29 protein-coding genes are annotated in these 24914 nt (G+C 50.3%); 7 read left to right on the forward strand and 22 right to left on the reverse strand.

Annotation, left to right across the window (positions count from 1 at the left end; translation table 11 throughout):
* Positions 1–56: 56 nt before the first annotated feature.
* Positions 57–818 carry an SIMPL domain-containing protein gene (locus tag ACQKPA_RS30140; protein ID WP_427496062.1) on the reverse strand — a complete coding sequence of 254 codons (762 nt, stop codon included), beginning with the start codon at positions 816–818 and terminating at the stop codon, positions 57–59.
* Positions 819–1142: 324 nt separating this feature from the next.
* Between ACQKPA_RS30140 and ACQKPA_RS30145 the strand changes: the two genes are divergently transcribed.
* Both ACQKPA_RS30145 and ACQKPA_RS30150 read left to right on the forward strand, forming a co-directional pair.
* The gene (locus ACQKPA_RS30145; protein WP_427496107.1) at positions 1143–2531 is read left to right on the forward strand and encodes an amino acid ABC transporter substrate-binding protein/permease; all 1389 of its coding nucleotides are present in this window, start codon (positions 1143–1145) and stop codon (positions 2529–2531) included.
* On the forward strand, positions 2524–3252 hold the full coding sequence (locus tag ACQKPA_RS30150) for an amino acid ABC transporter ATP-binding protein (RefSeq protein ID WP_427496063.1): 729 nt from the start codon (positions 2524–2526) through the stop codon (positions 3250–3252). Before ACQKPA_RS30145 ends, ACQKPA_RS30150 begins: the two co-directional genes overlap by 8 nt.
* Positions 3253–4261: 1009 nt before the next feature.
* On the opposite strand, the gene ACQKPA_RS30155 is transcribed toward ACQKPA_RS30150, so the two are convergent.
* The 8 genes from ACQKPA_RS30155 to ACQKPA_RS30190 all read right to left on the reverse strand — a co-directional run bounded on the left by ACQKPA_RS30155 (position 4262) and on the right by ACQKPA_RS30190 (position 12405).
* Positions 4262–5338 carry a sensor histidine kinase gene (locus ACQKPA_RS30155; protein ID WP_427496064.1) on the reverse strand — a complete coding sequence of 359 codons (1077 nt, stop codon included), beginning with the start codon at positions 5336–5338 and terminating at the stop codon, positions 4262–4264.
* Positions 5338–6018, reverse strand: coding sequence for a response regulator transcription factor (locus ACQKPA_RS30160; protein WP_113060556.1), 681 nt, complete (start codon positions 6016–6018; stop codon positions 5338–5340). The genes ACQKPA_RS30155 and ACQKPA_RS30160 overlap by 1 nt, the downstream gene beginning before the upstream one ends.
* 38 nt (positions 6019–6056) lie before the next feature.
* Positions 6057–7856, reverse strand: a complete 1800-nt coding sequence (locus tag ACQKPA_RS30165; RefSeq protein WP_427496065.1) for an ABC transporter ATP-binding protein — start codon at positions 7854–7856, stop codon at positions 6057–6059.
* Positions 7857–8187: 331 nt separating this feature from the next.
* Positions 8188–8457, reverse strand: coding sequence for an HPr family phosphocarrier protein (locus ACQKPA_RS30170; protein ID WP_006207570.1), 270 nt, complete (start codon positions 8455–8457; stop codon positions 8188–8190).
* 102 nt (positions 8458–8559) lie between these two features.
* The gene (whiA, locus tag ACQKPA_RS30175) at positions 8560–9489 is read right to left on the reverse strand and encodes a DNA-binding protein WhiA (RefSeq protein WP_427496108.1); all 930 of its coding nucleotides are present in this window, start codon (positions 9487–9489) and stop codon (positions 8560–8562) included.
* A gap of 5 nt (positions 9490–9494) precedes the next feature.
* The gene (locus tag ACQKPA_RS30180) at positions 9495–10436 is read right to left on the reverse strand and encodes a gluconeogenesis factor YvcK family protein (RefSeq protein ID WP_181469905.1); all 942 of its coding nucleotides are present in this window, start codon (positions 10434–10436) and stop codon (positions 9495–9497) included.
* A gap of 57 nt (positions 10437–10493) precedes the next feature.
* Positions 10494–11402 (reverse strand): RNase adapter RapZ, encoded by a 909-nt coding sequence (gene rapZ / locus ACQKPA_RS30185; RefSeq protein WP_071219481.1) that lies wholly within the window; start codon positions 11400–11402, stop codon positions 10494–10496.
* Between the two features lie 52 nt (positions 11403–11454).
* Positions 11455–12405, reverse strand: coding sequence for an ROK family glucokinase (locus ACQKPA_RS30190; RefSeq protein WP_427496066.1), 951 nt, complete (start codon positions 12403–12405; stop codon positions 11455–11457).
* Positions 12406–12715: 310 nt separating this feature from the next.
* Between ACQKPA_RS30190 and ACQKPA_RS30195 the strand changes: the two genes are divergently transcribed.
* The 5 genes from ACQKPA_RS30195 (at position 12716) to ACQKPA_RS30215 (ending at position 16783) form a co-directional block, all read left to right on the forward strand.
* Entirely contained in the window at positions 12716–13639 is a 924-nt protein-coding gene (locus ACQKPA_RS30195) for an ABC transporter ATP-binding protein (protein ID WP_427496067.1), read from the forward strand.
* A gap of 2 nt (positions 13640–13641) precedes the next feature.
* Positions 13642–14388, forward strand: a complete 747-nt coding sequence (locus ACQKPA_RS30200) for an ABC transporter permease (protein ID WP_427496068.1) — start codon at positions 13642–13644, stop codon at positions 14386–14388.
* 20 nt (positions 14389–14408) lie between these two features.
* Positions 14409–15641 carry a histidine kinase gene (locus tag ACQKPA_RS30205; RefSeq protein ID WP_427496069.1) on the forward strand — a complete coding sequence of 411 codons (1233 nt, stop codon included), beginning with the start codon at positions 14409–14411 and terminating at the stop codon, positions 15639–15641.
* Entirely contained in the window at positions 15574–16185 is a 612-nt protein-coding gene (locus ACQKPA_RS30210) for a response regulator transcription factor (RefSeq protein WP_071219477.1), read from the forward strand. The genes ACQKPA_RS30205 and ACQKPA_RS30210 overlap by 68 nt, the downstream gene beginning before the upstream one ends.
* Before the next feature lie 298 nt (positions 16186–16483).
* Positions 16484–16783, forward strand: coding sequence for a hypothetical protein (locus ACQKPA_RS30215; RefSeq protein WP_427496070.1), 300 nt, complete (start codon positions 16484–16486; stop codon positions 16781–16783).
* Positions 16784–16869: 86 nt separating this feature from the next.
* Here ACQKPA_RS30215 and ACQKPA_RS30220 read toward each other — a convergent pair whose 3' ends face one another.
* The 13 genes from ACQKPA_RS30220 to ACQKPA_RS30280 all read right to left on the reverse strand — a co-directional run bounded on the left by ACQKPA_RS30220 (position 16870) and on the right by ACQKPA_RS30280 (position 24862).
* Positions 16870–17883: a serine hydrolase domain-containing protein gene (locus ACQKPA_RS30220; RefSeq protein WP_427496071.1), complete on the reverse strand. Its 1014-nt coding sequence runs from the start codon at positions 17881–17883 to the stop codon at positions 16870–16872.
* A gap of 163 nt (positions 17884–18046) precedes the next feature.
* The gene (locus ACQKPA_RS30225; protein WP_427496072.1) at positions 18047–18241 is read right to left on the reverse strand and encodes a hypothetical protein; all 195 of its coding nucleotides are present in this window, start codon (positions 18239–18241) and stop codon (positions 18047–18049) included.
* A 276-nt stretch (positions 18242–18517) separates the two neighbouring features.
* Positions 18518–19327 carry a DUF368 domain-containing protein gene (locus ACQKPA_RS30230; protein WP_427496073.1) on the reverse strand — a complete coding sequence of 270 codons (810 nt, stop codon included), beginning with the start codon at positions 19325–19327 and terminating at the stop codon, positions 18518–18520.
* Between the two features lie 63 nt (positions 19328–19390).
* Positions 19391–19567 carry a hypothetical protein gene (locus tag ACQKPA_RS30235; protein WP_009595674.1) on the reverse strand — a complete coding sequence of 59 codons (177 nt, stop codon included), beginning with the start codon at positions 19565–19567 and terminating at the stop codon, positions 19391–19393.
* A gap of 104 nt (positions 19568–19671) precedes the next feature.
* On the reverse strand, positions 19672–20421 hold the full coding sequence (locus tag ACQKPA_RS30240; RefSeq protein WP_427496074.1) for a DUF3891 family protein: 750 nt from the start codon (positions 20419–20421) through the stop codon (positions 19672–19674).
* Between the two features lie 26 nt (positions 20422–20447).
* Positions 20448–20651 (reverse strand): DUF4177 domain-containing protein, encoded by a 204-nt coding sequence (locus ACQKPA_RS30245; protein ID WP_006207549.1) that lies wholly within the window; start codon positions 20649–20651, stop codon positions 20448–20450.
* A gap of 66 nt (positions 20652–20717) precedes the next feature.
* Positions 20718–21179 (reverse strand): NUDIX domain-containing protein, encoded by a 462-nt coding sequence (locus ACQKPA_RS30250; RefSeq protein ID WP_427496075.1) that lies wholly within the window; start codon positions 21177–21179, stop codon positions 20718–20720.
* 190 nt (positions 21180–21369) lie between these two features.
* The gene (locus tag ACQKPA_RS30255) at positions 21370–21846 is read right to left on the reverse strand and encodes a hypothetical protein (RefSeq protein ID WP_427496076.1); all 477 of its coding nucleotides are present in this window, start codon (positions 21844–21846) and stop codon (positions 21370–21372) included.
* A 48-nt stretch (positions 21847–21894) separates the two neighbouring features.
* Positions 21895–22512, reverse strand: coding sequence for a hypothetical protein (locus tag ACQKPA_RS30260; RefSeq protein ID WP_427496077.1), 618 nt, complete (start codon positions 22510–22512; stop codon positions 21895–21897).
* Positions 22513–22616: 104 nt separating this feature from the next.
* Entirely contained in the window at positions 22617–23723 is a 1107-nt protein-coding gene (locus ACQKPA_RS30265; protein ID WP_427496078.1) for a VanZ family protein, read from the reverse strand.
* Between the two features lie 302 nt (positions 23724–24025).
* Positions 24026–24439: a hypothetical protein gene (locus tag ACQKPA_RS30270; RefSeq protein ID WP_427496079.1), complete on the reverse strand. Its 414-nt coding sequence runs from the start codon at positions 24437–24439 to the stop codon at positions 24026–24028.
* Positions 24440–24524: 85 nt separating this feature from the next.
* On the reverse strand, positions 24525–24695 hold the full coding sequence (locus ACQKPA_RS30275; RefSeq protein ID WP_427496080.1) for a hypothetical protein: 171 nt from the start codon (positions 24693–24695) through the stop codon (positions 24525–24527).
* Entirely contained in the window at positions 24647–24862 is a 216-nt protein-coding gene (locus ACQKPA_RS30280) for a hypothetical protein (RefSeq protein ID WP_427496081.1), read from the reverse strand. The genes ACQKPA_RS30275 and ACQKPA_RS30280 overlap by 49 nt, the downstream gene beginning before the upstream one ends.
* Positions 24863–24914: the final 52 nt, after the last annotated feature.

Raw genomic sequence — 24914 nt, forward strand, 5'->3', positions numbered from 1 at the left:
GTCCACCCGATAAGATCCGGATGAACGGTTTTCAGTATTCCAAGTCAAAAGCGCTACTATTTCAGCTCATATTGCACGTACAGCTGCGTCGAGATTTTGATCTCGCCCGGCTTCACGGAGGTGTTGGCGCCCGCGTCCGCTGCAACGGATTGTGCTTCCATTGCCATTTTTTCGAGACCATAGATGGTATCTACACCAACGGAACCTTCCACAATGTTCAGCACGATGCCCAGCTGGCGCTTGGAGGCTTTTGCCATCGCCTGAGCTTTCAGGTCTGCATTCGCCATCGCCTTATCAATCACTTGAGCCTCAAACGCATCGCGGTTCTCAACTGAGAAACGGGCATTTCCAATGGAATTGGCGCCGGCATCGGATGCTGCATCAAGCAAATCGCCGACTTTGTTCAAGTCGCGAAGAGTAACTTCTAAGGAATGATAGGCGCTGTAATTCTTCACTTTACGTCCATTATCATCGGAATACGTATAGTTAGGTTGTACATAGAACTGTTCGGTTTTGATATCCTTGTCATCGATTTTCCATGTTTCTTTCAACAGCTTCGTAATTTTATCCATTTTCTGTGCGTTGCTCTTCTGTGCGGATTTTGCGGTTTCCGCATATGATTCAGCCCCGATGGAAAGATATACGATATCTGGCTTCACCGAGATCTCGCCTTTACCGAGTACGGTCAGAAGGTTTTGCTGTGCTGCCTCCGCCGCATGCACCTCGGTTGCCCCGCTCAATCCTACTAAAGCCGTGCTTCCAGTCAACAGTGCACCTGCAATCATGATGGAACCTACTTGTTTGACCCATCTTTTCATTATCGTCAGCCTCCTTCAATATTGGCATCGCTGCCATGCTTGCCTTACCCTTCTAACGTGAGGGCATTGGTAAATGTTGCATCCGGAACAGAGGGTTTTGAAATTTTTCTTCAACTTATTTTAATACCCCTGTTAATTGGTATATCTAGGCATGATTGGCTGATTAGCAAAATAAGATACCCAATGAAGAAGACGGCAACTGTTTAATAAGGAAGCCTTAATGGGTAACTAACTTACATCGGTGTTTAAAAAGAGGAGGTCACTATGAAATCATTCCGGATGTTATACGCGTTCATGTCACTGCTGATACTCATGGCAGCGGGCATGCCATACGGGGCGGCAAGCGCCGCGGCAGAGCCAGCCTCCGGTAAAACCTATCAGATCGGAACGGACATTACGTTTGCCCCGTTTGAATTCCAGGATGCAAGCGGCAAATTTGTCGGTATCGACATGGATCTGCTGGATGCGATCGCAAAAGACCAAAATTTCAAATATGAGATCAAGCCGCTCGGCTTCAATGCGGCGGTTCAGGCGCTGGAAGCCAATCAGGTCGATGGAGTCATTGCCGGCATGAGCATCACGGAAGAGCGGAAGCAGAAATTCGACTTCTCCGATCCTTATTTTGAATCAGGTGTGGTCATGGCCATTCGCCAGGATCAGGAGTCTATCAAAGGGTATGAAGATTTAAAAGGGAAAAAGGTCGCCGTCAAAACGGGTACGGAGGGCTACAGCTTCGCGGAATCCATATCCTCCAAGTACGGATTCACCATCGTGCCTTTTGACGATTCGGCCCAGATGTATGACGACGTCAGGACCGGCAATTCCGTTGCCTGTTTTGACGACTTCCCCGTGCTTGCATACGGAGTCGAGCAGAACAATGGACTGAAGATCGTTACGGATATGGAGCCAGGTGCCTCTTACGGATTTGCCGTCGGCAAGGGACGGAACCAGGAGCTTCTGGAGAAATTCAATGCCGGCTTGATCAACCTGAAGGCCAGCGGAGAGTACGATCGCATTAAGGCAAAATACATTGGCGAAAATGCCGTGGGCGCGGCGGATCAAAGCCGCTGGGAACTGATCGTGGAGTCGCTGCCTTCGCTGCTGAAGGGCCTTGGCAATACGCTGCTGTTGACCATCGTATCGCTGTTCTTCGCGTTTTTCCTAGGGTTGATATTCGGTTTTATGAAGGTCGGACGCAATAAATGGCTCCGAGGCATCGCAACTGTATTCGTGGATATTTTCCGCGGCATACCGCTGCTGGTCCTTGCCTTCTTCATCTACTTCGGTATTCCGCAAGCGCTCGGGTTCACGATGTCACCGATCGTGGCAGCTGTCCTGACACTCAGCCTGAATGCCGGTGCCTATGTCACGGAAATTATCAGGGGCGGTATCCAATCCATTGACCCTGGACAGCTGGAGGCTGCCCGTTCGCTCGGTCTGCCATACCGCAAAGCCATGATGAAAATCATCATTCCCCAGGCGATTAAGGTCATGATCCCGACCTTTATTAACCAGCTGGTGATCACGCTCAAGGATACGTCGATCCTGTCGGTAATCGGCCTGGTCGAGCTGACCCAATCCGGGAAAATCATCATCGCAAGAACATTCGCTTCGTTTGATATTTGGCTCGTGGTCGCCATCATGTATCTGGTCGTGATTACCATTCTGACCAAAATTTCGGGCCGTCTGGAAGGGAAGGTGCGTCATGGATAAAATCCGCGTAGAAGGACTGAAGAAGAATTTTGGCACGAACGAGGTGCTGAAGGGAATTAACATGCAGGTTCAGGAAGGCGAGGTTGTCTGTGTCATCGGGCCCTCGGGCTCCGGCAAAAGCACCTTCCTGCGATGTATCAACAGACTGGAGGACATTACGGCAGGCAGGGTGTTCGTGCATGACAAGGATATCAATGACCCTAAAACGGACATCAATAAGGCACGTGAAAACATCGGCATGGTGTTCCAGCACTTTAATCTGTTTCCCCACTTCAATGTGCTGAAGAACATCACATTTGCCCCGGTCGAGCTGGGCAAGCAGAGCGCGTCCGAGGCGCGTGCCTCGGGGCTGAAGCTGCTGGAGCAAGTAGGACTCTCCGATAAGGCGGAGGCCTTCCCCAGCCAGCTGTCAGGCGGACAGAAGCAGCGTGTCGCGATCGCCCGGGCCTTGGCGATGAATCCGGACATCATGCTGTTTGACGAGCCGACATCGGCGCTGGACCCGGAGATGGTCGGCGAAGTGCTCGGCGTCATGAAGGATCTGGCGCGCGAGGGCATGACGATGATGATCGTCACGCACGAGATGGGCTTTGCCCGCGAGGTTGCGGACCGGGTGATCTTCATGGATGGCGGGTATATCGTAGAGGAAGGCCCACCGGAGGAAGTGTTCGGCAGACCGAAGCATGAGCGTACGATCAGCTTTTTGGAGAAGGTGCTGTAAAAGTGCAGCTAACCTACCTTAGCCAACCGCTGCCGTGTGGCTGCACGCACCTTGCGGGTTGTTCACTGTGAGCGCACTGCTCACAGTGCGCACAGTGCGTGGCCGAGGTGCGTCGACGCTGATCAGCTTGCAGCAGCCATTTCCGTGGGGGAGAGGCACGCGGTAAACACGGTGCGTGGGACTCGGAATGTGCTTGGATGGCTTTCGACCATATTCATGCAGCAACCAGTGACCCTATTATCCGGCCAGCCTATTAGCTGGAAACTAACCCGTTATCGTACGGCTAACAATGGCATGTGCACGTTATCGTACGGCTATATAATGGCATGTGCACGTTATCGTACGGCTATATAATGGCATCTGCATATTGTCGTACAGCGTGATCACCAGCCATGTAATGGCATCTGCATGTTATCGTACGGCCATATAATGGCATCTGCAGATTGTTGTACAGCGCTATCGCCAGCCATGTAATGGCATCTGCATATTGTCGTACAGCGTGATCGCCAGCTATGTAATGGCATCTGCATGCTATCGTACAGCGTTATCGCCAGTTATGTAATGGCATCTGCATGCTATCGTACAGCGTTATCGCCAGCTATGTAATGGCATCTGCATGCTATCGTACAGCGTTATCGCCAGCTATGTAATGGCATCTGCATGCTATCGTACAGCGTTATCGCCAGCCATGTAATGGCATCTGCATTATATTATTTAGAGCCGACTGCAATGGTCGTGCTATGGCTGCATTGCACCTGTTTTAGTGGAGCTAACGGACCGAGAGTACCTTATTAGGGGGGAAATGGAGCTTTTCCGAAGACTATCGGACTAAGGATCCGTTATTCCTTCCAAAAGACCGCATTTACCTATACAAATCCTAAAATAACGGATCTGGTGTCCGTTATTTTAGTTTACGGTGCTTCATTTGGCAAATAAGGTCCTTGGTGTCCGTTACATTCGCAAGATTACCGAGGGAAATGCTTTATGTCCAACCCTCACCGCACAATCACTACTTCGTATTCAGTGGTCGCTTATAAGGCACCTTCACGGTAAATGTCGAGCCCTTCCCAAGCTCGGATTGGACCATTATTTTACCTTGATGAATATCGACAATCCGCTTCACGATCGATAATCCAAGCCCGCTGCCGCCCGCAGCGCGATTACGCGATTTGTCCGCTTTGTAGAAACGTTCGAATATATGCAGCTGGTCCGACTCCGACATCCCGACCCCCGTATCCGTCATCGTAACCTCGGCTCCGTCTTCCCCTGCTTTCAGCACGATGGTGATCATACCGCCTTCCGGCGTGAATTTGATGCTGTTGTGCAGCAAGTTGGTCCACACTTGACTCAGCAGATCCTCTGTGGCCTCAATCTCTACCTTAGCGAGATCCAGATCCACCTGAATCCGTTTCGCCAGCCACTGCGGCTCATGCGCCAAGACGACCGCACGCAGCTGCCCGTCGAGCCGGTAGCGCGCCATTTCGAATGCAGGCTGCTCTCCTTCCAGGGATGACAGCTTCAACAGATTGTCACTCAGCTGCGACAGACGGCGGCCCTCTCCTTCGATAATCTCCAGGTAACGGGCTCTCTTCTCTTCCGTGAGACGCGGATTTCGGAGCGCTCGGGCAAACCCCCGAATCGAAGTGAGCGGGGATTGAATTTCATGGGACACATTGGAGATGAAATCCTGACGCATGGTCTCCATCCGCCCCAATTCGTCGGCCATGTCGTTAATGCTGCTGGCGATCATCTTGAACTCCCCGCGCCATTCCTGTTCGTCCATCTTCACACTGAAGTCTCCCTGCGATATCCGGCGCATGGCATCCGTAATGGAATTCAGCATGGCCATTTGCCGATGCTTGAAGAACATGCCCACGACCAGCATGAATAGGAAGAAGATGATGACGCCAACAAACAAGTTGATCAGCTGAATGACATAATCCCAACGCGGCGTTCCCGTCCAGGTGTAAATAAACCGCGTCACATAGGTCGCCGCCGTCCAAGACGCGCCCAAGACCGCAAAGATCAAGATGGTCTGAAGCGTTTCCCGAACGATCTTCCACAATATTTTGTGCGTTTTCTTCATTAACCTTCACCTGCCTCCAGGCGGTAACCTAGACCACGCACCGTCCGAATCCTGAACCGGTATTTCTCCTCCGGGAACCGCTCCCGTAACCGATTCACGTGGACGTCCAGTGTCCGTTCGTTCCCTTCAAAGTCATATCCCCATATATCTTCGATCAGCCGGTCGCGCGGCAACGTGCTCCCCGGATAACTGGCCAGCTTGAAGAGCAGCTCGAACTCTTTCAGCGGCAGGGTAAAAGCCTCATCACCCGCCTTGACCTCATAGGTTCTGCGGTTCATCTGCAGCTTGCCGATGGTCACCGTCTGCGATGCGGCTACCTGATACCGCTTCAGCAGCGCTTTGACGCGCACAACGAGCTCCGCTGGTTCGAAGGGCTTCACCAGATAATCGTCGGTACCCAACTCAAAACCCTTCACGATCTGCCTCGTTTCCCCTTTTGCCGTCAGCATCAGCACCGGAATACCGGTGTTCCTCCGGATCTCCCTGCATAGCTCCCATCCGTCCATATTCGGCATCATGATATCCATCACGACCAGATCGACGGATGTCTGATCCATGACGGACAAGGCCTCGACGCCATCCGAGGCTTCGAATACCCCTTCCATCCCCGCTTCCTCCAGAAACACCTTTATGAGTTCGCGGATATTCGGGTCGTCGTCCACTACCAATATTTTTGCCATGGTGGCCATCCCTTCTTCCCCAGCATTTCAAGGCGCCCTTAGGCCTCAATCGTTTCATTCATCTGCAGCTGCTGCACGGCAAACTCTCTGTACATGTCATGCTGCTCAATCAATTCATCATGCGTTCCCCGTCCGGTTACCGTTCCTTTTTCAATGAAAATAATCTGATCTGCTCCTACAACCGTGGATAACCGGTGCGCAATAATAATCGTCGTCCGGCCAGCCATCAGGTTCTTGAGCGCCTTCTGCACTTCAATCTCGGAACGGCTGTCCAGACTGGAGGTGGCTTCGTCCAGCATCAGAATCTTCGGATCCCGCAGCAAGGCTCTGGCGATCGCAATCCGCTGCCGCTGACCGCCGGAGAGCTTCACGCCCCTCTCGCCCACATCCGTATCAAAACCATGCGGCAGCTCGTCGATAAATCCATCTGCATAGGCCATTTCTGCCGCTCTTCGGATCTCCCCATCGCTCACTTCCCGGTCCATCCCATAACATAAGTTGTCGCGAATGGTTCCCGCGATCATTGGACTATCCTGTGAGACATAACCAATCAACCCGCGCCATGAGCGTAAAGAGAACGAATCGATCGCCGTCTTACCCAATCGGATCTGTCCTTTTTGCGGAAGGTAAAAACGCTCCAGCATGGAGAACAGCGTCGTCTTGCCTCCGCCACTCGGTCCAACCACTGCCGTGACCGTGCCCGGCTCCATCTGAAAGCTGATGTCATGCAGCACCAGCTCATCCGGCTTGTAGCCAAACGAAAGATTCTCGATGGACACCCGCTGATTCGCGTTCACCACATCGCTACCTTCCGAAATGGACTCTTCCTCTGCATCCAGTGTTTCCAATATTCGCTCCGTTGCTCCTTTGGCCTTCTGAAACTGGGTAAAAAACGTCGTTAACTGCGTCATCGGCATCACGATCTGAATCAGATACAGGATAAACGCAACCAGCTCGCCGGCGGTCAATGCCCCTGTGGATACCTGAAGTCCGCCATACCCGATGACTACCACCAGCAGCATCATCAACACGAAAGACATCAGCGGCGCGATCCAGGCGGATACCACACCTTCCTTGATCCCGAAATTCAGCAGATTGGTGATCCCTTTATGCCCATTCTCATACTCTCTGTCCTCAGCGTTAGAAGCTTTCACCAAACGAATCTCCGACAGCACCTGACTGATATTCGCCGTAAACGTAGCCGTCTCATCCTGCATGCCAAGCGATATTTTATACATTTTCTTGCCAAGCGGCACAAGAATCAGCGCTGCAATCGGAATGACGATAAACATGGTCAACGTCATTTTCCAGTTTAAATAGAGGAGCACCCCAATGGAACCGACAATGGAGATAATCCCGCTGAAAAATCCGGCCACATGGTCAGATATGAGACTTTTGATCACTCCTGTATCATTCGTCATCCGGCTGACCGATTCCCCTGAACGGTTATGATCGAAGTAGCGGATCGGCAGCACCAGCAGCTTTTTCCACAGCCGTTCCCTAAGGGCGGCCACCATCCTCTGTCCCGTATAACTCAGCAAGAAGATCGAAACCCCGGCAGCTATCGTCTGCACCACAAATGCGATCCCAAGTCCGATGATATGGGAACGGTTCATATCCGTTAAGGAGAAGCCATCCACCAGGCTCTTTGTAAACATCGGAATGACTAGCCCGACCAGGGTTGATACCACATTCAGCAAGATGGCTCCAATCAGCAGCAGCATCGGCGGTTTCGTTTCTTTTAATAGCAGGAAGAAGGCCTGCGAACCTGCTTTGCTGCTGCCGGCCGGCCTTTCCTGAGCTATTTCCTGTATAGAAGTATGGTCCGTTTCTCTCATCGTTTACTCTTCCCTTCCATCCTTGTTTATTGTCTGTAAGGAAAGAATAGTTCAACAAGTTAAACTGAAGTTAAACGAAGGCTTACTTCTAGGGAAACAACCGAAAATAACTCCACCAAGTGGAGCCTAAGCTACGAGGCTTATTCCAAATACTTTGCGGGGACACCATAGAATCTAATATGTTGAAAAAGAGCGGATTTCTCCGCCCCTTCTCGAAATTGATCCATATGTACGCACGAAAACCAAGCGAGAATCCAGCAACGGAAGACCTTGATAGCAAAAAAAGCCTTGCAGTAACAAGACTTTTCTTAAACTTCAATCACGGTGACCCTTATTGGTTCTCGAGTTCCTCTTTGCTCACCAAGTTCACGAGTGAAGTAACCGCTTGCTCCGCGTCGGCTCCCTCAGCACTAATGTAAACTTCCGTACCAGAGCTGATCGCAAGGCTCATAATTCCCATGATACTTTTGGCATTAACTTTTTTATCATCTTTTTCAACGAAGATTTCAGATGAGTATTTATTCGCTTCCTGAACGAACAGCGCGGCCGGTCTGGCGTGAAGACCCGTCTTTAACCGAACGACTACCGGGTGCTTTGTCATGAAAATTACCCCCTATCTAATAAATCTGCTGCATTGAAAGCGCGATTGACATTTTATAATATTATACCATTTTACCATACAGGACACTAGAAGAAAAAATTCTTACCCATTCCGAATCTTTTCGGCCAATTCGTCGATTTTGCGCAGGCGGTGATTAACGCCGGATTTACTGACGGTTCCTTTAAGAAGCTCGCCGACTTCCTTCAGATTCATGTCCGGATGAGCCAGTCGAATTTCAGCCACTTCCCCCAGTTTATCGGGCAAATTCTCAAGACCCACTTCCTTTTGGAGCAGCTTAATGTTCTCAATCTGACGGACGGCAGCGCCGATCGTTTTGTTCAGGTTGGCGGTCTCGCAGTTTACGATCCGGTTCACCGAATTCCGCATATCCCGCATAATCCGGACATCCTCGAACTTGAATAATGCCTGGTGGGCACCGATCAGATTAAGGAACTCGATAATTTTCTCGCCTTCCTTAATGTAGAAGATAAAGCCTTTCTTCCGCTCGATGCAGCGTGCGTTCAGATGAAATTCATTCGCCAGATCCACCAGGGACTGGCAGTGCTCTTCATACATTGAGGCAATTTCCAGATGGTATGAAGACCCCTCCGGATTGTTCACGGATCCGCCAGCCATAAAGGCACCGCGCAAATAGGCGCGTTTACAGCAATTTTTGCGAACGATTTGTTCATCAATCCGCGATTGAAACAGAAAGCCCTCGGAAACGATGCGCAGTTCTTTAAGTATCTCCTGAACCTGGGCGGGAATACGAACGATATACACGTTATTCTTCTTCAAACGCATTTTTTTACGCACCAAAAGTTCGGTATGTGCCTGGAAATGCCTCTTAATTAAGGAATAAATACGTCTTGCAATCGCGGCATTTTCCGTTGAAATATCCAGGATTACCTTTTTGTTCGAAAGCTGAACAGAACCGTTCATCCGAATGAGCGCGGACAGCTCGGCTTTTTCACAGCAGTTCTGGCTTTCGATCATTGTCAGTTCTTTCTTCGTCTGTGCCGCAAAGGACAAGGTACTCACCCCTTTCGTGTAATCCAATCCTGTACCAGCTGAAAAATATGATTGCTCAGCTTGTCAGCGTCATGTCTTAAGTATGTTCTAAATAGCACAAGCTTATCTGCAATGAGTTTGTACCCTCTGCTGGTCACTTCATCACGATCCAGGAATACGGGCTTTGCACCCTTCTGAGCATACTTGTCCTGAACCTGCGGCGGGATTTCGCCATCATTTACAATAACATAATCGAATAGATGAAGACCAATATGATCGTATACGGCCTGCAAATGATCGCTCACCGTATAATTATCGGTCTCTCCAGGCTGTGTCATCACATTGCACACGAACATTTTGATCGCCTCAGAGGATACGATGGCTTCAGCAAGCTTGGGAACAAGCAAATTGGGCAAAATACTGGTATATAGGCTTCCCGGACCGATCAGAATTGCATCAGCCTGCTGAATCGCCTCCAGCGCTTCTGGCAGAGGCTCAACATGCTCCGGCTCCAGGAAGATCCGTTTAATGCGGCGCCCAGCCTCCGGGATTTTGGATTCACCGGTCACGATGGATCCGTCCTCCATCTCTGCATGCAAAATAACGGCTTCACCCGCTGCGGGCAGCACCTGTCCACGAACAACAAAAACCCGGCTCATCTCCTTGACTGCCGTGACAAAATCACCGTGCAAATCCGTCATGGCAGCCAAGATTAAATTGCCGAGGCTGTGCCCGGCCAGTCCCGAGCCATTCTTAAAACGGTATTTCAATATATCGGATAACAGCGGCTCCACATCGGCAAGCGCTGTAAGTACATTTCGAATATCTCCCGGGGGCGGCATCTGCAATTCGCTACGCAGTATGCCGGAGCTCCCCCCATCATCAGCGACGGTAACGATAGCCGTAATATCGAGCGGCTTCTCCTTGAGTCCCCGGAGCATAACGGACAGCCCGGTTCCTCCACCCATCACTACGATGCGGGGACGCTTTCTAGCTTGCACAGCCACATTTATCACTTCCCTTAATTAATGCCGATCCCGATCGGAATCACGGTGACTCACCGATACCGTCTCCGTTTCGCTAACGCCCAGCATTTTGCCAAGGTATTCCGCTATCGCAACGGAGCGATGCTTCCCGCCGGTACAGCCAATGCCGATAATAACCTGGCTTTTGCCTTCCTTCCGATACTGCGGGATCAAGAAATGCAGCATATCGAGCAGTTTGGTTAGAAACGCCTGCGTCTCCGGCCATTTCATCACGTATTCATATACATCACTGTTCTGGCCGGTATTTGGGCGCAGTTGCTCAACATAGTGCGGGTTGGGCAGAAAGCGCACATCAAACACCAGATCAGCGTCAATCGGAATCCCGTATTTAAACCCAAAGGATGTGATATTTACCGATAACGTGCTGCTCTCCAGATGTGTGAAACGTGAGATAATCTTCTCCTTCAATCGCACAGGCTTCATATTGCTGGTATCGATCACCTGAGTAGCCGAATTCTTCAGCTCATCCAGCATTTTGCGCTCCAACCTTATACCGTCAAGCGGCATGCCTTCCGGAGCGAGCGGATGGCGACGGCGGCTTTCCTTATAACGTTGTACAAGCACGGAATCCGTTGCATCCAGGAATAGAATCTCGCAGTGGATGGTAAAGTGATCCTTGATGTAACTCAGAGACTCTGATAGAGCCGTAAAAAATTCGCGGCCACGCAGGTCGATGACCAATGCAACCTTGCCGATCTTACCCTTGGATTGATCGATCAGCTCCGCGAATTTGGGAATGAGCACCGGAGGCAGGTTATCGACGCAAAAGAATCCAAGATCCTCCAGACTTTGTACGGCCAAGGTCTTACCTGCTCCCGACATCCCGGTGATGATGATCAGGGTGGCCATGGATGATGTGTTGCTGCCTCGGTTGGCTGCTTCCAGCATCAGCTTTCCCTCCCTTATAAGTTTAGATCAGACGATGTATGGTGAATAATGACTACGAACGCAAATGCAGTCCGGCAGCGCCTACAACGCCGGCATCATTACCGAGCTCAGCCGGAACGATGCGCACACCCCGCTGAAGCGGCTCTGGTGTCAGCTTCGTAAATACAGCGTGGACTTCATTAAACAGAATGTCGCCGGCTTTGGACACGCCGCCGCCGATAATAAAGGCTTCCGGATTCAACACGGCCGCAACGGCAGCCATAGATTTGCCCAGGTAATAAGCTGCGCGATTCACGATCCGAATGGCAACTTCATCGCCGGCCTTTGCAGCATCAAACACTTCCTTCGCCGCAATGCTCTCTACATGGGCAAGGGAAGTACGGTCCCCACGCTCTACGGCATCCTTCGCCATGCGGATAATGCCGGTTGCCGACGAAACGGTCTCCAGACAGCCCATTTCACCGCATCCGCATTGAATCGCTTCCAAGTCCGGCACAACCGAGATATGTCCAAGCTCGCCAGCCATGCCGCCGAAACCTTGATAAATCTTGCCGTTAATAATAATGCCTCCGCCAACACCGGTACCCAGCGTGTAGCATACGCAGTTCTCAACGCCGCGGCCTGAGCCGCTCCAGGCTTCACCCAATGCAGCCACATTGGCGTCGTTGTCTATTTTGACGGGCTTGCCGAGTCGCTCTTCAAGCAGTGCGCGAATCGGTACATCTTTAAATCCTACATTCGGTGCCAGAATAATGATGCCTTCACGAATATTCGTAAAGCCGGCGAATCCAGCTCCCACACCAGCAAGTTGATCCCAGCTGAATGGCGATTCTTCCACAATGTGACGCACATATTTCTCAATGTTGTCAATAACCGTGTCAACGCCTTTGGCTGTTTCCGTCGGCCCCTCATACTTATGCAGAAGATGCCCCTCTTCATTGCAAATTCCAACTTTAATTGCTGTTCCGCCCAGATCGACACCGACGTAGATGTTCTCAGACATGTTTCAAGCCACCTTTTTCCTTCTATATTATAGATTGCTCCTACTGTACCCACTATAATTGAAGGCACTTCTGCGGTCAAGAGAACACCACGTGACAGGAAACCGTAAGCAGTCCTTTAATTTCGATTATGTAAGCGTATCCAAACATCCGCGAAACCTCCCTTGTTTGTTCATCATCTAACTCCCCTCTCCCTACGGCAGATCCGACATGACAATTGTCACTCTGAAGTGGTGACATCCTTTACTAACGGGGATTCCCTCGCTTTCGTATGATGAATTCAGATCATTTCGATTACGGAGGAGCGATTCCATGACAAACCCAATCCAAGAACCTATTGCAGAGCTGCGGCAGGTAACCAAGATGTTCGGAAGCAAAAAAGCCGTCAACCAAGTGTCGTTTACGATAGAGAAAGGGTCGATTACAGCCATTCTCGGACCTAACGGAGCAGGGAAATCAACCGCCATCTCCATGATGCTCGGCCTTAAAGACGCCAGCCAAGGTGAAGTTCTCCTGTTCGGACGCAGTCCGAAGGACTTGAAGGTACGTGAGAGGATTGGCGCCATGCTTCAAGAGGTCAGTGTTATGGACGGATTGCGGACGCGCGAAATTATCAATCTCATCCGAGGCTATTATCCGAGCCCGCTTACACTGAATGAAATCGCGAGCTTGAGCGGACTTACCGCTGAAGAACTGAATAAATGGGCTGTCAAAATGTCTGGCGGCCAGAAACGCAAGCTCAGCTTTGCGCTGGCGATTGCGGGCAACCCCGAGCTGCTGTTCTTCGATGAACCAACGGTCGGCCTGGATACATCGGCCCGCCGGTTATTTTGGCAGACGGTACGCAAGCTTGCCGATCAGGGCAAAACGATTCTGTTCACCACGCATTATCTGCAAGAGGCGGACGATATGGCCGACCGGATTCTGCTGTTCCATCAAGGTCAGGTTGCCGCTGATGGCACGCCGGAAGCGATCAAAGCCAAGCTGACCCGAAGGTCGGTTTCCTTTATCGTGGATGCGGACCACCAGCAGGTCAAGGAGCTGCTTCATGAAGTACCCGGCGTAACCGATGTGCATGAACACAACGGTCGGCTGAACGCCGTAACCGACGATACGGATACGGCGCTGGCGGCTCTGTTCCGGTCCGGGCTGGCTGTACGCGACATTCGCATCGATCAAGGAAGCTTGGACGAAGCATTCGACCAATTAACGATGGATCAAGGGGAGGCCGTATAACGATGACAACCTGGAAACTGATAACCTTGCAGTGCAAAATGGAATTACTCCGGATGGTACGCAATCCGTATTATATTTTCTGGTCTTTGGCCATGCCAATTCTGTTCTATTTTATCTTTACACGGGTCGTGAATACGGGGGCCGACGATACCGGACAATGGCAGGCCCACTATCTCATGTCGATGGCGTCCTTCAGTGTCATGGGCACCGCCATCATGTCGCTCGGCATTCGCCTCGTGCAAGAGAGAGTCCAGGGCTGGGCTGTATATATGCGGGTAACGCCGCTTCCTGGCAGCGTGTATTTCTTTGGCAAAATGTTTGTGCAGACGGTTATGCATCTGCTCTGCATCATCGTCATTTTTGTAGCCGGCTACCTGATTAACGGAGTCTCCCTCACCTACGGACAATGGCTGCTCAGCGGACTGTGGATACTGATCGCATCCGTCCCGTTTCTTGCCATCGGTACCTTGATTGGATCCATGAAACGGGTCGATACGGCAAGCGGCGTCAGCAACGGCATCTACTTAGGGCTGGCCGTTACGGGCGGGATGTGGTTCCCGATCGAAGCGATGCCTTCCATCATGCAAGCCATCGGCAAGTGGATGCCCTCCTATCATTTTGGCGGAGGTGCCTGGTCAATCGTTCGCGGAGAAGCGCCGGGATTGGATAATTTCATGGTTTTAGCAGGATATTTGGCAGTATTTATGTTACTATCCACCTATATTCGGAAAAAACAACAAGCCGATTAAGGGGATAGGATGATGGCTTCATGAAAAAATTGAAAGACGCGAAGTCCGCGGGGTTTGAGGTTTTTCCAACGCAATTGGGGTTTTTCCCCTATCTGTGGCTCATTTATATATCTCTGCCCATAATTAACATGATGAGCGAAGAAGGCTGGAAGATGGGGATTGGATTTACGCTGATTGCCTTGTTTCTCCTCACGTACCGCCAGCTTTACTTCGCTGCTGGCACTCCTCGTTTTTTCTGGTGGCTCGGCATTCAGATGTCTATCATTTTCATTCTTTGCATGTGGTACCACCCAACCTATATGTATATGGGGTTCTTCACAGCCAATTTCATCGGCTGGTATACCGACCGGCGCAAATTCACGATATCCCTTGTGCTGTTTGGTATCATAGAGACCATTCCTTTGATCAAAAATGCGAGCATGCTGGGATGGAAGGATCTTGTCTTTATGATTCCTTTCTTTCTCATCATGCTGTTCTCACCCTTCGGCATTCGTTCTCTAAACCGTCGACAGCAGCTGGAGAAGGAGCTCGCGCAGGCTAACGAGCAGATCCGCAATTTGATTAAGGGCGAAGAGCGGATGCGTATTGCCAGAGATCTTCACGATACCTTGGGTCATACCCTGTCTCTCATCACGTTGAAGAGCCAGCTTGTGGAGAAACTGGCGGTAAAGGATCCCGAGAAAGCCCAAATGGAGGTCCGTGAGATTCAGAACACCTCGCGCGCCGCGCTGCGCCAAGTGCGTGAGCTGGTATCCGACATGCGGACCGCCACCTTGCCCGAGGAACTGGTCGAGGCCCAGATCATTCTGGAGAGTGCCGATATCCAGTTTAGCTGTGCCGGTAATCCGAAGCTGGAGGGAATTTCCGACCTGGCCCACAATATTCTAAGCCTCTGCTTGCGGGAAGCCGTAACCAATGTGGTGAAGCACAGTCAGGCGAGCCAGTGCCGGATTCTTATCGAGTCGCTGGGCAATGAGTGGCGGCTTGAGGTGGCCGATGATGGCGTTGGTCTTCATTGCAAGGAAGAAGATCCATCAGCTTCATCCAACAGCAATGGCCTGAAAGGCATGGCGGAGCGGCTGTCCCTCATCGGGGGCACCGTTGAGGCCAGCTCCCAGCAACAAGGCACGATATTAGTGATTCGTGTTCCGATCATCATCAAGAACCGGAAGGAGGACACTTCCCATGAGCATCAAAGTGCTGATCGCCGAGGACCAGCGAATGCTGCGCGGCGCTCTGGCTTCCTTGCTTGATTTTGAAGACGATATTGATGTGATTGGTCAAGCCGGCGACGGGGATGAAGCGCTATCCCTGATTGCCTTGCATCAACCTGATGTATGCCTGCTCGATATCGAAATGCCTGCGCGCAGCGGTCTCGAAGTGGCGGAGGAAGTAAAGCTGCGCGGTTATCCCAGCCGGGTCATCATCCTGACCACTTTTGCTAGGCCCGGTTATTTCGAGCGGGCCGTGCAGGCGGGCGTTCAGGGATACCTGCTTAAGGATGAGCCCAGTGAACGGCTGGCAGAAGCCATCCGCCGAGTCATGGATGGACGGCGGGAGGTCTCCCCTGAGCTCGTATTCGGTACGCTGTCAGGTGCGGGTGCCAATCCGCTGACCGAACGCGAACGGGAAGTGCTGCGATTGGCTGCCGACGGTAACAGTTCTAATGAAATTGCGTCGAAGCTCCACTTATCCTACGGGACTGTCCGCAACTATATGTCCGAGATCTTAAGCAAACTGAGTGCCAAGAACCGGATCGAGGCCATCTCAATGGCGGAAGAGAAGGGCTGGATATAGGCCCCTCACAGCTGCTCACACACCTTACCCTCGTCTTGAGGAGACGAGGGCTTTTTGTATTTTACAGCGCAAACAGGCTTATGTTGCCTGTTTTTTTGGGTTGACACTTGACCAAGCGTCGACAGCCATCCAAGCATGCCCCGAACCACGTATCGTGCACACAGGGAGCAGTGCGCGCGGCAGGACCGATTTTACAACGAACTCGTATTGAAGCTGCTTCAGCTTCGACCTTATCTGTTGGTAATGCTAGGCACCGTTGCAATAAGTACGATTGCAAATGTTATCGTAAGTCTGTCTCTTGGAGACAGCGAAGAATACGCAGGTGTCTTCGGCCAACCTCCTCATCGTGTTCCTTATATTTGTAGGCAGTGTGCTCCCGTCAGGCTTGTTCCGGCGGGTAATGAATTTAGGAGCTACACGAAAGGAATATTATATTGGCATGCTTCTGGTTTACTCCATATGGTCCGTCACGCATAATGCAGACAATCTTTCCATCCTGTTTGCCTCCAGCCGTATCCTTCATATGATCGCCGTTGTTGCAGCCTTGATTTTTATGTTCAGACCCGCGACGAATCGGTACTTCAAAGCTGAATTGTAAGTCTAAAGCACCCGCCTGATCTTGGGATCAACAGAGCAACAGCCCCTGACCTATTCAAGGCCCGGGGCTGTTTCATATAGGTCAGATCACTTCAACAATTCTTCCTCGATGAACTGCATCATTTCAAAAGCGCCACCACCGGCATTGGAAGCCACTACAAGGGTATGACCGGTGGCCGGATAATAAGCAGACCGAAAATTCACCCCCGGATCATAGCCCATGACGTGGTATTTAAACACATCCTCATTTTTCTTGGTAATCCATACGCCAAGCCCATAATGCAGATCACTGCCCGGAACGTGCATATGTAAAGCCAGCAGCTTCTCCGTCATGGATGCGGCGAGCAGCGTATTGTTCATCAGCGATCTCCATAACTTGATCATGTCCGGAGCCGTCAAATAGGCCCCGCCATCGGCATAACCTTGAATCGGAATGGCATACTGGTTCGTTCTCCACGTGCCGTCTTCCTCATCAATATACCCGTAAGCCGTATTCGCGGGCAGACGATCCAGCGGAAAATATCCCGAATTCTGCATGCCGCTCGGCTCCAATACAAACTGCTGGACATAGTCGCGAAACGGCATTCCGGCCTGCTGTTCAACGATCAGGCCAAGCACCACAAATCCTGCATTGTTGTAATGAAATCTTTCACCGGGCTGAAATTTCATACGCTCATCCTGGAACAGAGGAAGGAAATTCCTTCCGTTACGGAGTGTATACATGGGAATTGTCTTCCACAGATCCTCAAAGTCGTCCATAACCTCTTCATCAAAGTAATCCGGGATACCCGAGCTGTGACTCAACAAATGATAAACGGTAATCTCCGGGCTAAAATTAGGCAGCGGAATATCCAGACAATCGCTTAGCTTGCTGTCCAGCGACAGCTTGCCCTGTTCGATAAGCTGACAAACCGCAATCGCGGTGAACAGCTTACAGCCTGAGGCAATGCCAAACCTGGTGTCTGCTTGATTCGGGATCTGATCGGCCCGGTTTGAATAACCGAAGGCACCATTCCATACGATGTTGTCATTTTCGTCGGTTACGAGCACAGCACCCGAGAAACGAATGCTCGCAGCAAATTCCTCTATTTTATGTATCATCGCGAACCCCATCCTTTTTCTAGTTAGGGGTATTTTAACATGATCCTGGATGAGGGGCTTGGTACAAGATCAGTATAATGAAATATTCCCCCTCATCACTTGATGAACGCTTCGATCACAGTCTTCCGGTGGATGATTATACAAATGTTGATTCGCTTCTATTCTAATGTCTCCACATCATCAGCAGGATCACCGGGACTGCAAAAATAAGCAACCCGGCACCAATCATCGAAGCAATCTGCAGCATGAATCTGTGCTTGGTTGGACCGGACGTCTGCAGCATTCCGCATTGAGCGCATCGGTTAGAGGCAGGGTATACCTCGCCGCCGCAGCTGACACAATTCCCATTATTCCTCATGAATAACGCTCCTTTACTTGGAAAGACAACATCGACATCTAATCATTGCTTTGCTTTATCGTTTAACATGTCTTTTGGACAGAATCCTCACGGATCCTATCCCTGGATGCTTTATTAATGTTTACTATTTGTGAATATTATCACATAAATGCGGTGACAAGTAAAGGCATAAATGATTCATATTCCACCTCAACCCTTCACTCCTCCATAGAGTAAAGTTGCTCCGTGTCAACCTAAAAACAGGAAGCACGCGGCTCCCTGTCCTATACTTCATTCTTATTCTTTTCTACCCATGAATACCGCTACGATAAGCCCCAGCAGCAAGGTTCCAATACTGGTAGCCATCACACCCGTTCCGGATGGAATTCCCGGAAACACGATAACAATAGATCCTAATATCAAGCCAATAATAACGGCATACGTCATACGTGGGAAACGGTCAAGCAGGTACCGAATCAACCGGCTGCTAACCACGAAGCCAATCACCACTCCCGCCCCAATGACAGCTATAATCCCTATATTTAATGATGAAAGTGCTGAGATGGCTGTCGAATACACGCCGAGAAGAAGAAGTACAAACGACCCGCTAATGCCAGGCAGCAGCATCGCCATGCTAGCTAACCAGCCGGATAAGAACAGTCCGATCCCGTTGGACCAGGTCAAGGCCGTTATCGGATCAGATGTAGCATCCGTTCTGAGAAAGACTGTTGAAGCCAATAAACCCGCTGCCACAATCAACACAATCACATGCACGGCTTTGAATTGGGTTCTCGCCTCAGCTTTACGCAGAATAAGAGGCAACACCCCTAAAATTAATCCCGAAAAGAAAAACTGGGTGGGCTCATAATAGCTTGCCAGCAGGTATTCAATCAAGCGGCTCAGCAGTAATAGAGCTGCTCCGATTCCAACGCCAAGCGGAATCAAAAAGCCCAGCTGCTTCTTCCAATCCCTGCTGAAAAATCCACTGATAGCCGCGAGCAGACGATCATAGATACCCAGCACGACAGCAATGGTGCCGCCGCTTATACCGGGAATCAGATCACTGATTCCCATCAGCACACCTCGATAAAGGTTCTTCCATTCCATCAAAATCATAATCCTCCTGCCTTACAAAGTGAATCTTATCGTGATAGCCCTGCGAAGGAGGTTTTACTTGTTCTTAGCATGCAATACTAAATTCCCTACTCCACCAATCGCAAACAACAGTGAAACGATTCCAAATCCCCATTGCCAAGAGCTTCGATCCGTAATGAAAACAACCACCAAGAACGCTATCGCAGCCAAAAAATTAAGCAGCGCAACGATCAAAAATTCCTTTTTCTTCATTATTCATCCTCTACATTCCTACAGAATCAAATCTGTTCCAGTCTATAGCCACTGTGGTGATCATATCATATTTTTGCCGATGAAGGATCATCGTTTATATGAACTTACGGTACAAAAGCAACCGTCTGCTCCGTCCACGCCGCATCATGAAATGCCTTAGCCACTCCCTGCTCATCAATCTTCGCCTTCGGCACATATTTCCACTTCACCGAAGCCGACCATTCCGGTTTGAACAGAAACGGACTCAATCGAATCTCACGCTCGCTTGCCCAGGACGCCTTGACCCTTTCCCCATCGATCGACATACCGAAGCCCTCTTTGAACCATGGATGCTCCTGATCCTTGGGAACACCGGGTGCATTCATATTCACATAGAGCGAGATGTCATCGCACAGCTGCAGCAGGCCAAACTGCCTGTTAACTACATCTTCGTCGGGAAATGAGAACTGTTCACGTAGTCTTTTTTGCCGTTCCGTCTCCGAATGGTAGAATTCCACCAGCGGCGCTTCCGTCGCATTTTTCATAAACGACGCAAAATGAAGGCTGCAGAGATACCCTGCATAAGGACTCATCGCTTCGATCTCATCAACACCCTTCGTATACATTAGCATTTTTGGCAGGACCGGATAATCGATAAAAGTATACGGAGTCCGGCTCTCGTCATTCCAAATCGGCGTGTCATCCATCCGAAGCCAAGCGCGGTCATGCTCGGTTATAGCCAGGAGTACTTCTTCCAATACTGACTCATCCATAAACAGCTCTTGCCGGAAGCCCCGGGCCACATCGCCCGAGAATCGGCCATGGTCGTCCTGGGTCGTCATCACAAAAGCATCCTCTGTCTCGCGAATGATCATCAGATCGTCTCCCCTCTATTCATTCTCTACCCCAGATATGCTCTTCGCTTCATCACGGCAATGATGTCTCTAGACTGGCCTTGATGCACGCTCGTATCAAAGCACGAGATCAATTCCCAGCCGTCAATTCCGTAGCTGTTCAATAAATCCTCGAATTCCTCCTCGTTCACCTTGCCTCCAAGGAATCCTCCAGTTTTGTATTTCAGCGTTTTGTATTCCCATTGATCCATATGCGGCATCCTCCATCATCTCATTTGAATTTAGACCACAAACTTGAACATTTTCTATAGTTAAAATCAGTTCGTATCGCCAACATAGCAAGCCGCTGAGCGTCCCGCTTTATCCATGAGCGGCTTGACCAGCGAGCGGGGGTATATTCGAATGTCATCCAATGCGGACAGATCGATCCATTCCACACCCACCTGGTATTCATCCGGGTTATAGCCAAGAAAGGTATCCCCTGCATCCGCCAAGTTGCATTCAAAATAAAACTCCACTTGGTGCACATCGGAATCCCATTCCGCGAACTCGTGGTTGGACCCTATGTATTCACGGACGTGCAGCAAATCGCGAACTTCCACCTTACGCCCGATTTCCTCCTGACACTCTCTGATCACCGCCTGTGCCAAGGTTTCCCCTTTCTCTTGTCCGCCGCCAGGGAACAGATAGAAATCCCCCAAATGGTCTACGTTTTTCGTTAGAAGAATTTGATGATTCCGCATAATAACGGCCTTGGCCGAGTTTCGTATCGGTTTCATGAGCTGTCTCCTTATCGTATCGGTTTCTAGTTCTGTATTCTATTGTAGCAAATATAAATCCTCTATGAGTCATCCTGCAATTTGTACAAATACCATGAATGTAATAAGCCGGTGTCCTATGAGCATGCTCAAAGAATACCGGCAGTGTTATATAACACATCGTGAATAAGTGCCTAGCTCCCAAAGCCATCTAGCGCCTATATGAGCCACTCGCCCGCTTCTTGCGAACAACGACCGCCACCCACACAACGATCAGCAGGATGATCCCCGCTGCAATCCAATCCTTAATGATCTCCCACGGAACACGGGACCCGCCATACTCACCCTCATAACGAGCCATGACATAGCCTTCCTGCGTCTCAACCGCGATGGCGGATTCCGGAGTAATTCCTTGGATGGCATAGTATTTTGTTCCCTTTGGGTAAATATTAGAGAAGTTGCCGCCGTAGGTCCCTTCCCGATCCGTATGGTAGGTGACTTTTCCCACCACATCTCCAAGCGTGGACTGATCCACGCGGTCCTCCGACACGACAAAAATCTTCCCGTCATTCACAACAAAGGAATATGCCCAGGAAGCAACTGCAGTGGATGATGAACACATCACCAACAGCAGCAGCGTGATCAGCGGTATTTTCATATCCCATTCCGTGCGATGAAAATTTGCCATGGTCAACCTCGGATATCAGAGTCATGTACCTTCATTCGTAAGGGGGTGCTACTTCACCTGCTTGCTTCTGCCATCCACGATCAGCTCGATGGCCGGCTCGTTCGTCCCTCCCGACATACTGTAGGAAGAGTCAGGCTGTTCCAAGAAACCCTCAAAGGTTTCATGGACCTGAACCTTCCCTCGTGGCCGAACCGTAACCACCTTAGGCTCGAAATCAATCATCCTTCCGCCAACATCCACGCTGAGCGGGCGTACCGTAACCTGCCGCTCAGTGCCGTAACTGTAAATTTGAATCTGGCAGCGTGCCAGAATAGCCTCGTTCTCTGTACGATAGTCGCATTTGCTGTCTTTTTTGGAATAGGCGACGGTGGATATTCCGCTCGAATTGAAGTTCGCCACAAACATGGCGGACTCCGATACGAATGGAAAAACAACGATCCATGCGACGCAGCCGATCATCACCCGGCTCATGATCTTCGGATAACGTGGGCGATATATGCGGACCACCCACAGGATACCGACCATCAACAAAATTAGACCGGTAATTACAGGCAGATGGAAGCCGTAATTGCCTTTCTTAGTCCATGGCGAGACCCCTGCCCAGCGGAACAGATCATCCCCGAACGAATAGCCCAGATGCTGGTTGGAAATAAACAGCAACCCCACGATGATTGCGGAAATGGAGAGGATTTTACCTTTCAGTTATATCTCCTCCTTGATGAACCCGTTTTCCACATTATAACAAATAAGAGACCCTGTGGTAACCTTAATTAATCAGTCTTGGTTAATGGTTTATTCTCTACGATAGCGAGCCTTGTTCCACTCTTGGCTTCATGCAGCAGCTTCCGGTCGCGATGGATGAGACATAACAGCACGTGAAGGAACACAACGCCGTCCAGCAGCAATATCCCCAGCGCGTACATCGCAAGCAGGACATGAGAGCCGGTGACATTAACCGTAATGAACAGGGCATGGAACCCACCCCATACCACATACAGCAGGCCGTTGCGGACAATTACTTCCTTCAGCTTCAGATGTTCGCCCGCTCCGCGGATCTGGACCCGGACGACCCATTTCCCCAGCGTCTGCCCCTGCATCATATAAGGCAGCACGATATAATATAAAATCGCGGCAAAGAAGTATGCACCCCTCACGTTCATCACGGACAGCACGCCAATGATCGGCAGCATGACCGCTGCATCTATGCCAAATGCAATGGCCCGGCGCGTATAACTGACCCTCTTCTGCGACAGATCCACCTTCTCATCCAAACGATCCAGGCGCGGCAGGTGATTTTTCATCCAATCCGCGAGCACAAGGCCCATCATTCCGCCCAAGGTATTCATCAGCAGATCGTCCACGTCAAACAATCGGTAAGGGTGATCATAGAAGCCATAAATGCCGGTTACCTGGGTCACCTCTAAGAACAACGACAAACCGAACGAGGCCGCCAGACATACAACCCAGGACGCCCGAGCGTAATAACGCAGGAACATGCCGAATGGAACCACGAGAAATACGTTAAACACGACCTGCAAGAAGGCTCTTTCCTTCAACAAATGCATGTAAGTCGAAGGCTCGCCCCATACCACCTTGGTCTCCTTCAATATATCTTGTATAAAATTCAGCGGAATCCACTGCATAACCGAGGCTACATTCATCGGAGCATTATGCCGCGAGGCAGGCAAAGGAAGAAGCACCAGATACACTGCGTTCATCATGTAGAGCAGAAATAGATACAGCAGAAATCCCCGGAATTTATTAAAATAACCATATTTGCGATACTGCACAATCAGAAAGGGAACTGCGCACAGCAAAGCCGCTATGGGAAAGGTTAAAAATGCATAAGATATTGGAAACAGGTAGGCTTCCAGCATGCTTTCGTTCACTCCCTCTGTGATGTTCTACTTATAAGTTACAGGATCAAGTTTAAATGACGGGGATTCCTTCGTTTAAAATGCGTTTAAAAAAGGCACACCCGCGTCATCATCGGCCCTGTTGTTAACTCGGGGGTTAGGTTTACCCCAAAACCGAATAACCCACACCAACAGTGTGGGCAGGATCACCATATGCAAAAAGCATTTGATCCATGTCATTGGAATAATGTGGTCGTCATGCCCGCCTTACGCGTAAGTGATGATGGGAGGGTCGGCCCCTGTCCTGCTTCCATGAAGTCCCGCTATTCCTTCCGCTTACGGACCGCTTTTCCAAAGCTGATCTTCCGGGGAAGCCCCAGCGTAAACTCTTCACGGTGCCCGTTCCACTCAATCTTTAGGGTTAGAACCTTGTTTGGTTTCATCATATCGAGCAGATGCTCCAAATCCAGCTTCCCCTTGGTTTCCTTCATGGCAGCATGATCGATCCCCACGACGATTCCGCCCTCCATGAAGTGGCCCGTCATATCTTCCAGCCGATAGTCTACCTTGCCATGGTCGAGGAGTTCCTTTCCTAAGTACTGCAGCTTCAGCTTTCCGTCAAGCGAATCCTGAAACACGGTAAACTTCGCATTGATCTTATCCTGATGGGTAATGGCATAAGTCGCCTTCCACTTCTCACCCTTGCCTATAAAGGTCATGGTTTTATTTCGATTCACGGGGACACCCCTCCTCACGCAGAACAACCGGTTATCTCGATTCGGCTTATATAAATGATAACGAGTAAAAGAATACAATGGTTTTTCAACTTTTTAAATAATGGATGATTTCAAGCAGATCGGTAATCTCCCCATCCTTGGCGAAGTCCTGATCATAGTAGGAATCCCGCTTCCAGATGCCCTTCATGCCGATACGCCGGCTCGCGGTTACGTCGTTGTCCGGATGGTCTCCAACATAGATCGATTCTTCGGCCATACATATCCTCTGTGATCCAGCTCAACAAACCGCCTCACATACACCTCTCTGTCCACTGCCGCATCATGGAGCAATAAACGATCATACTGGTCTTGTACGAAGCGAACCAGTGATGTATCGCGGTCAAGCAGGGTCCCGTCCAGATCAAAAACAACGGTGGTAATCATCGTGTCACTTCCTCCTTTCTATGAATTTCGAATCCAAGGCAAGGATGCAAGC

Source organism: Paenibacillus sp. NPDC093718, assembly GCF_050279985.1.
Classification (GTDB): domain Bacteria; phylum Bacillota; class Bacilli; order Paenibacillales; family Paenibacillaceae; genus Paenibacillus_AQ.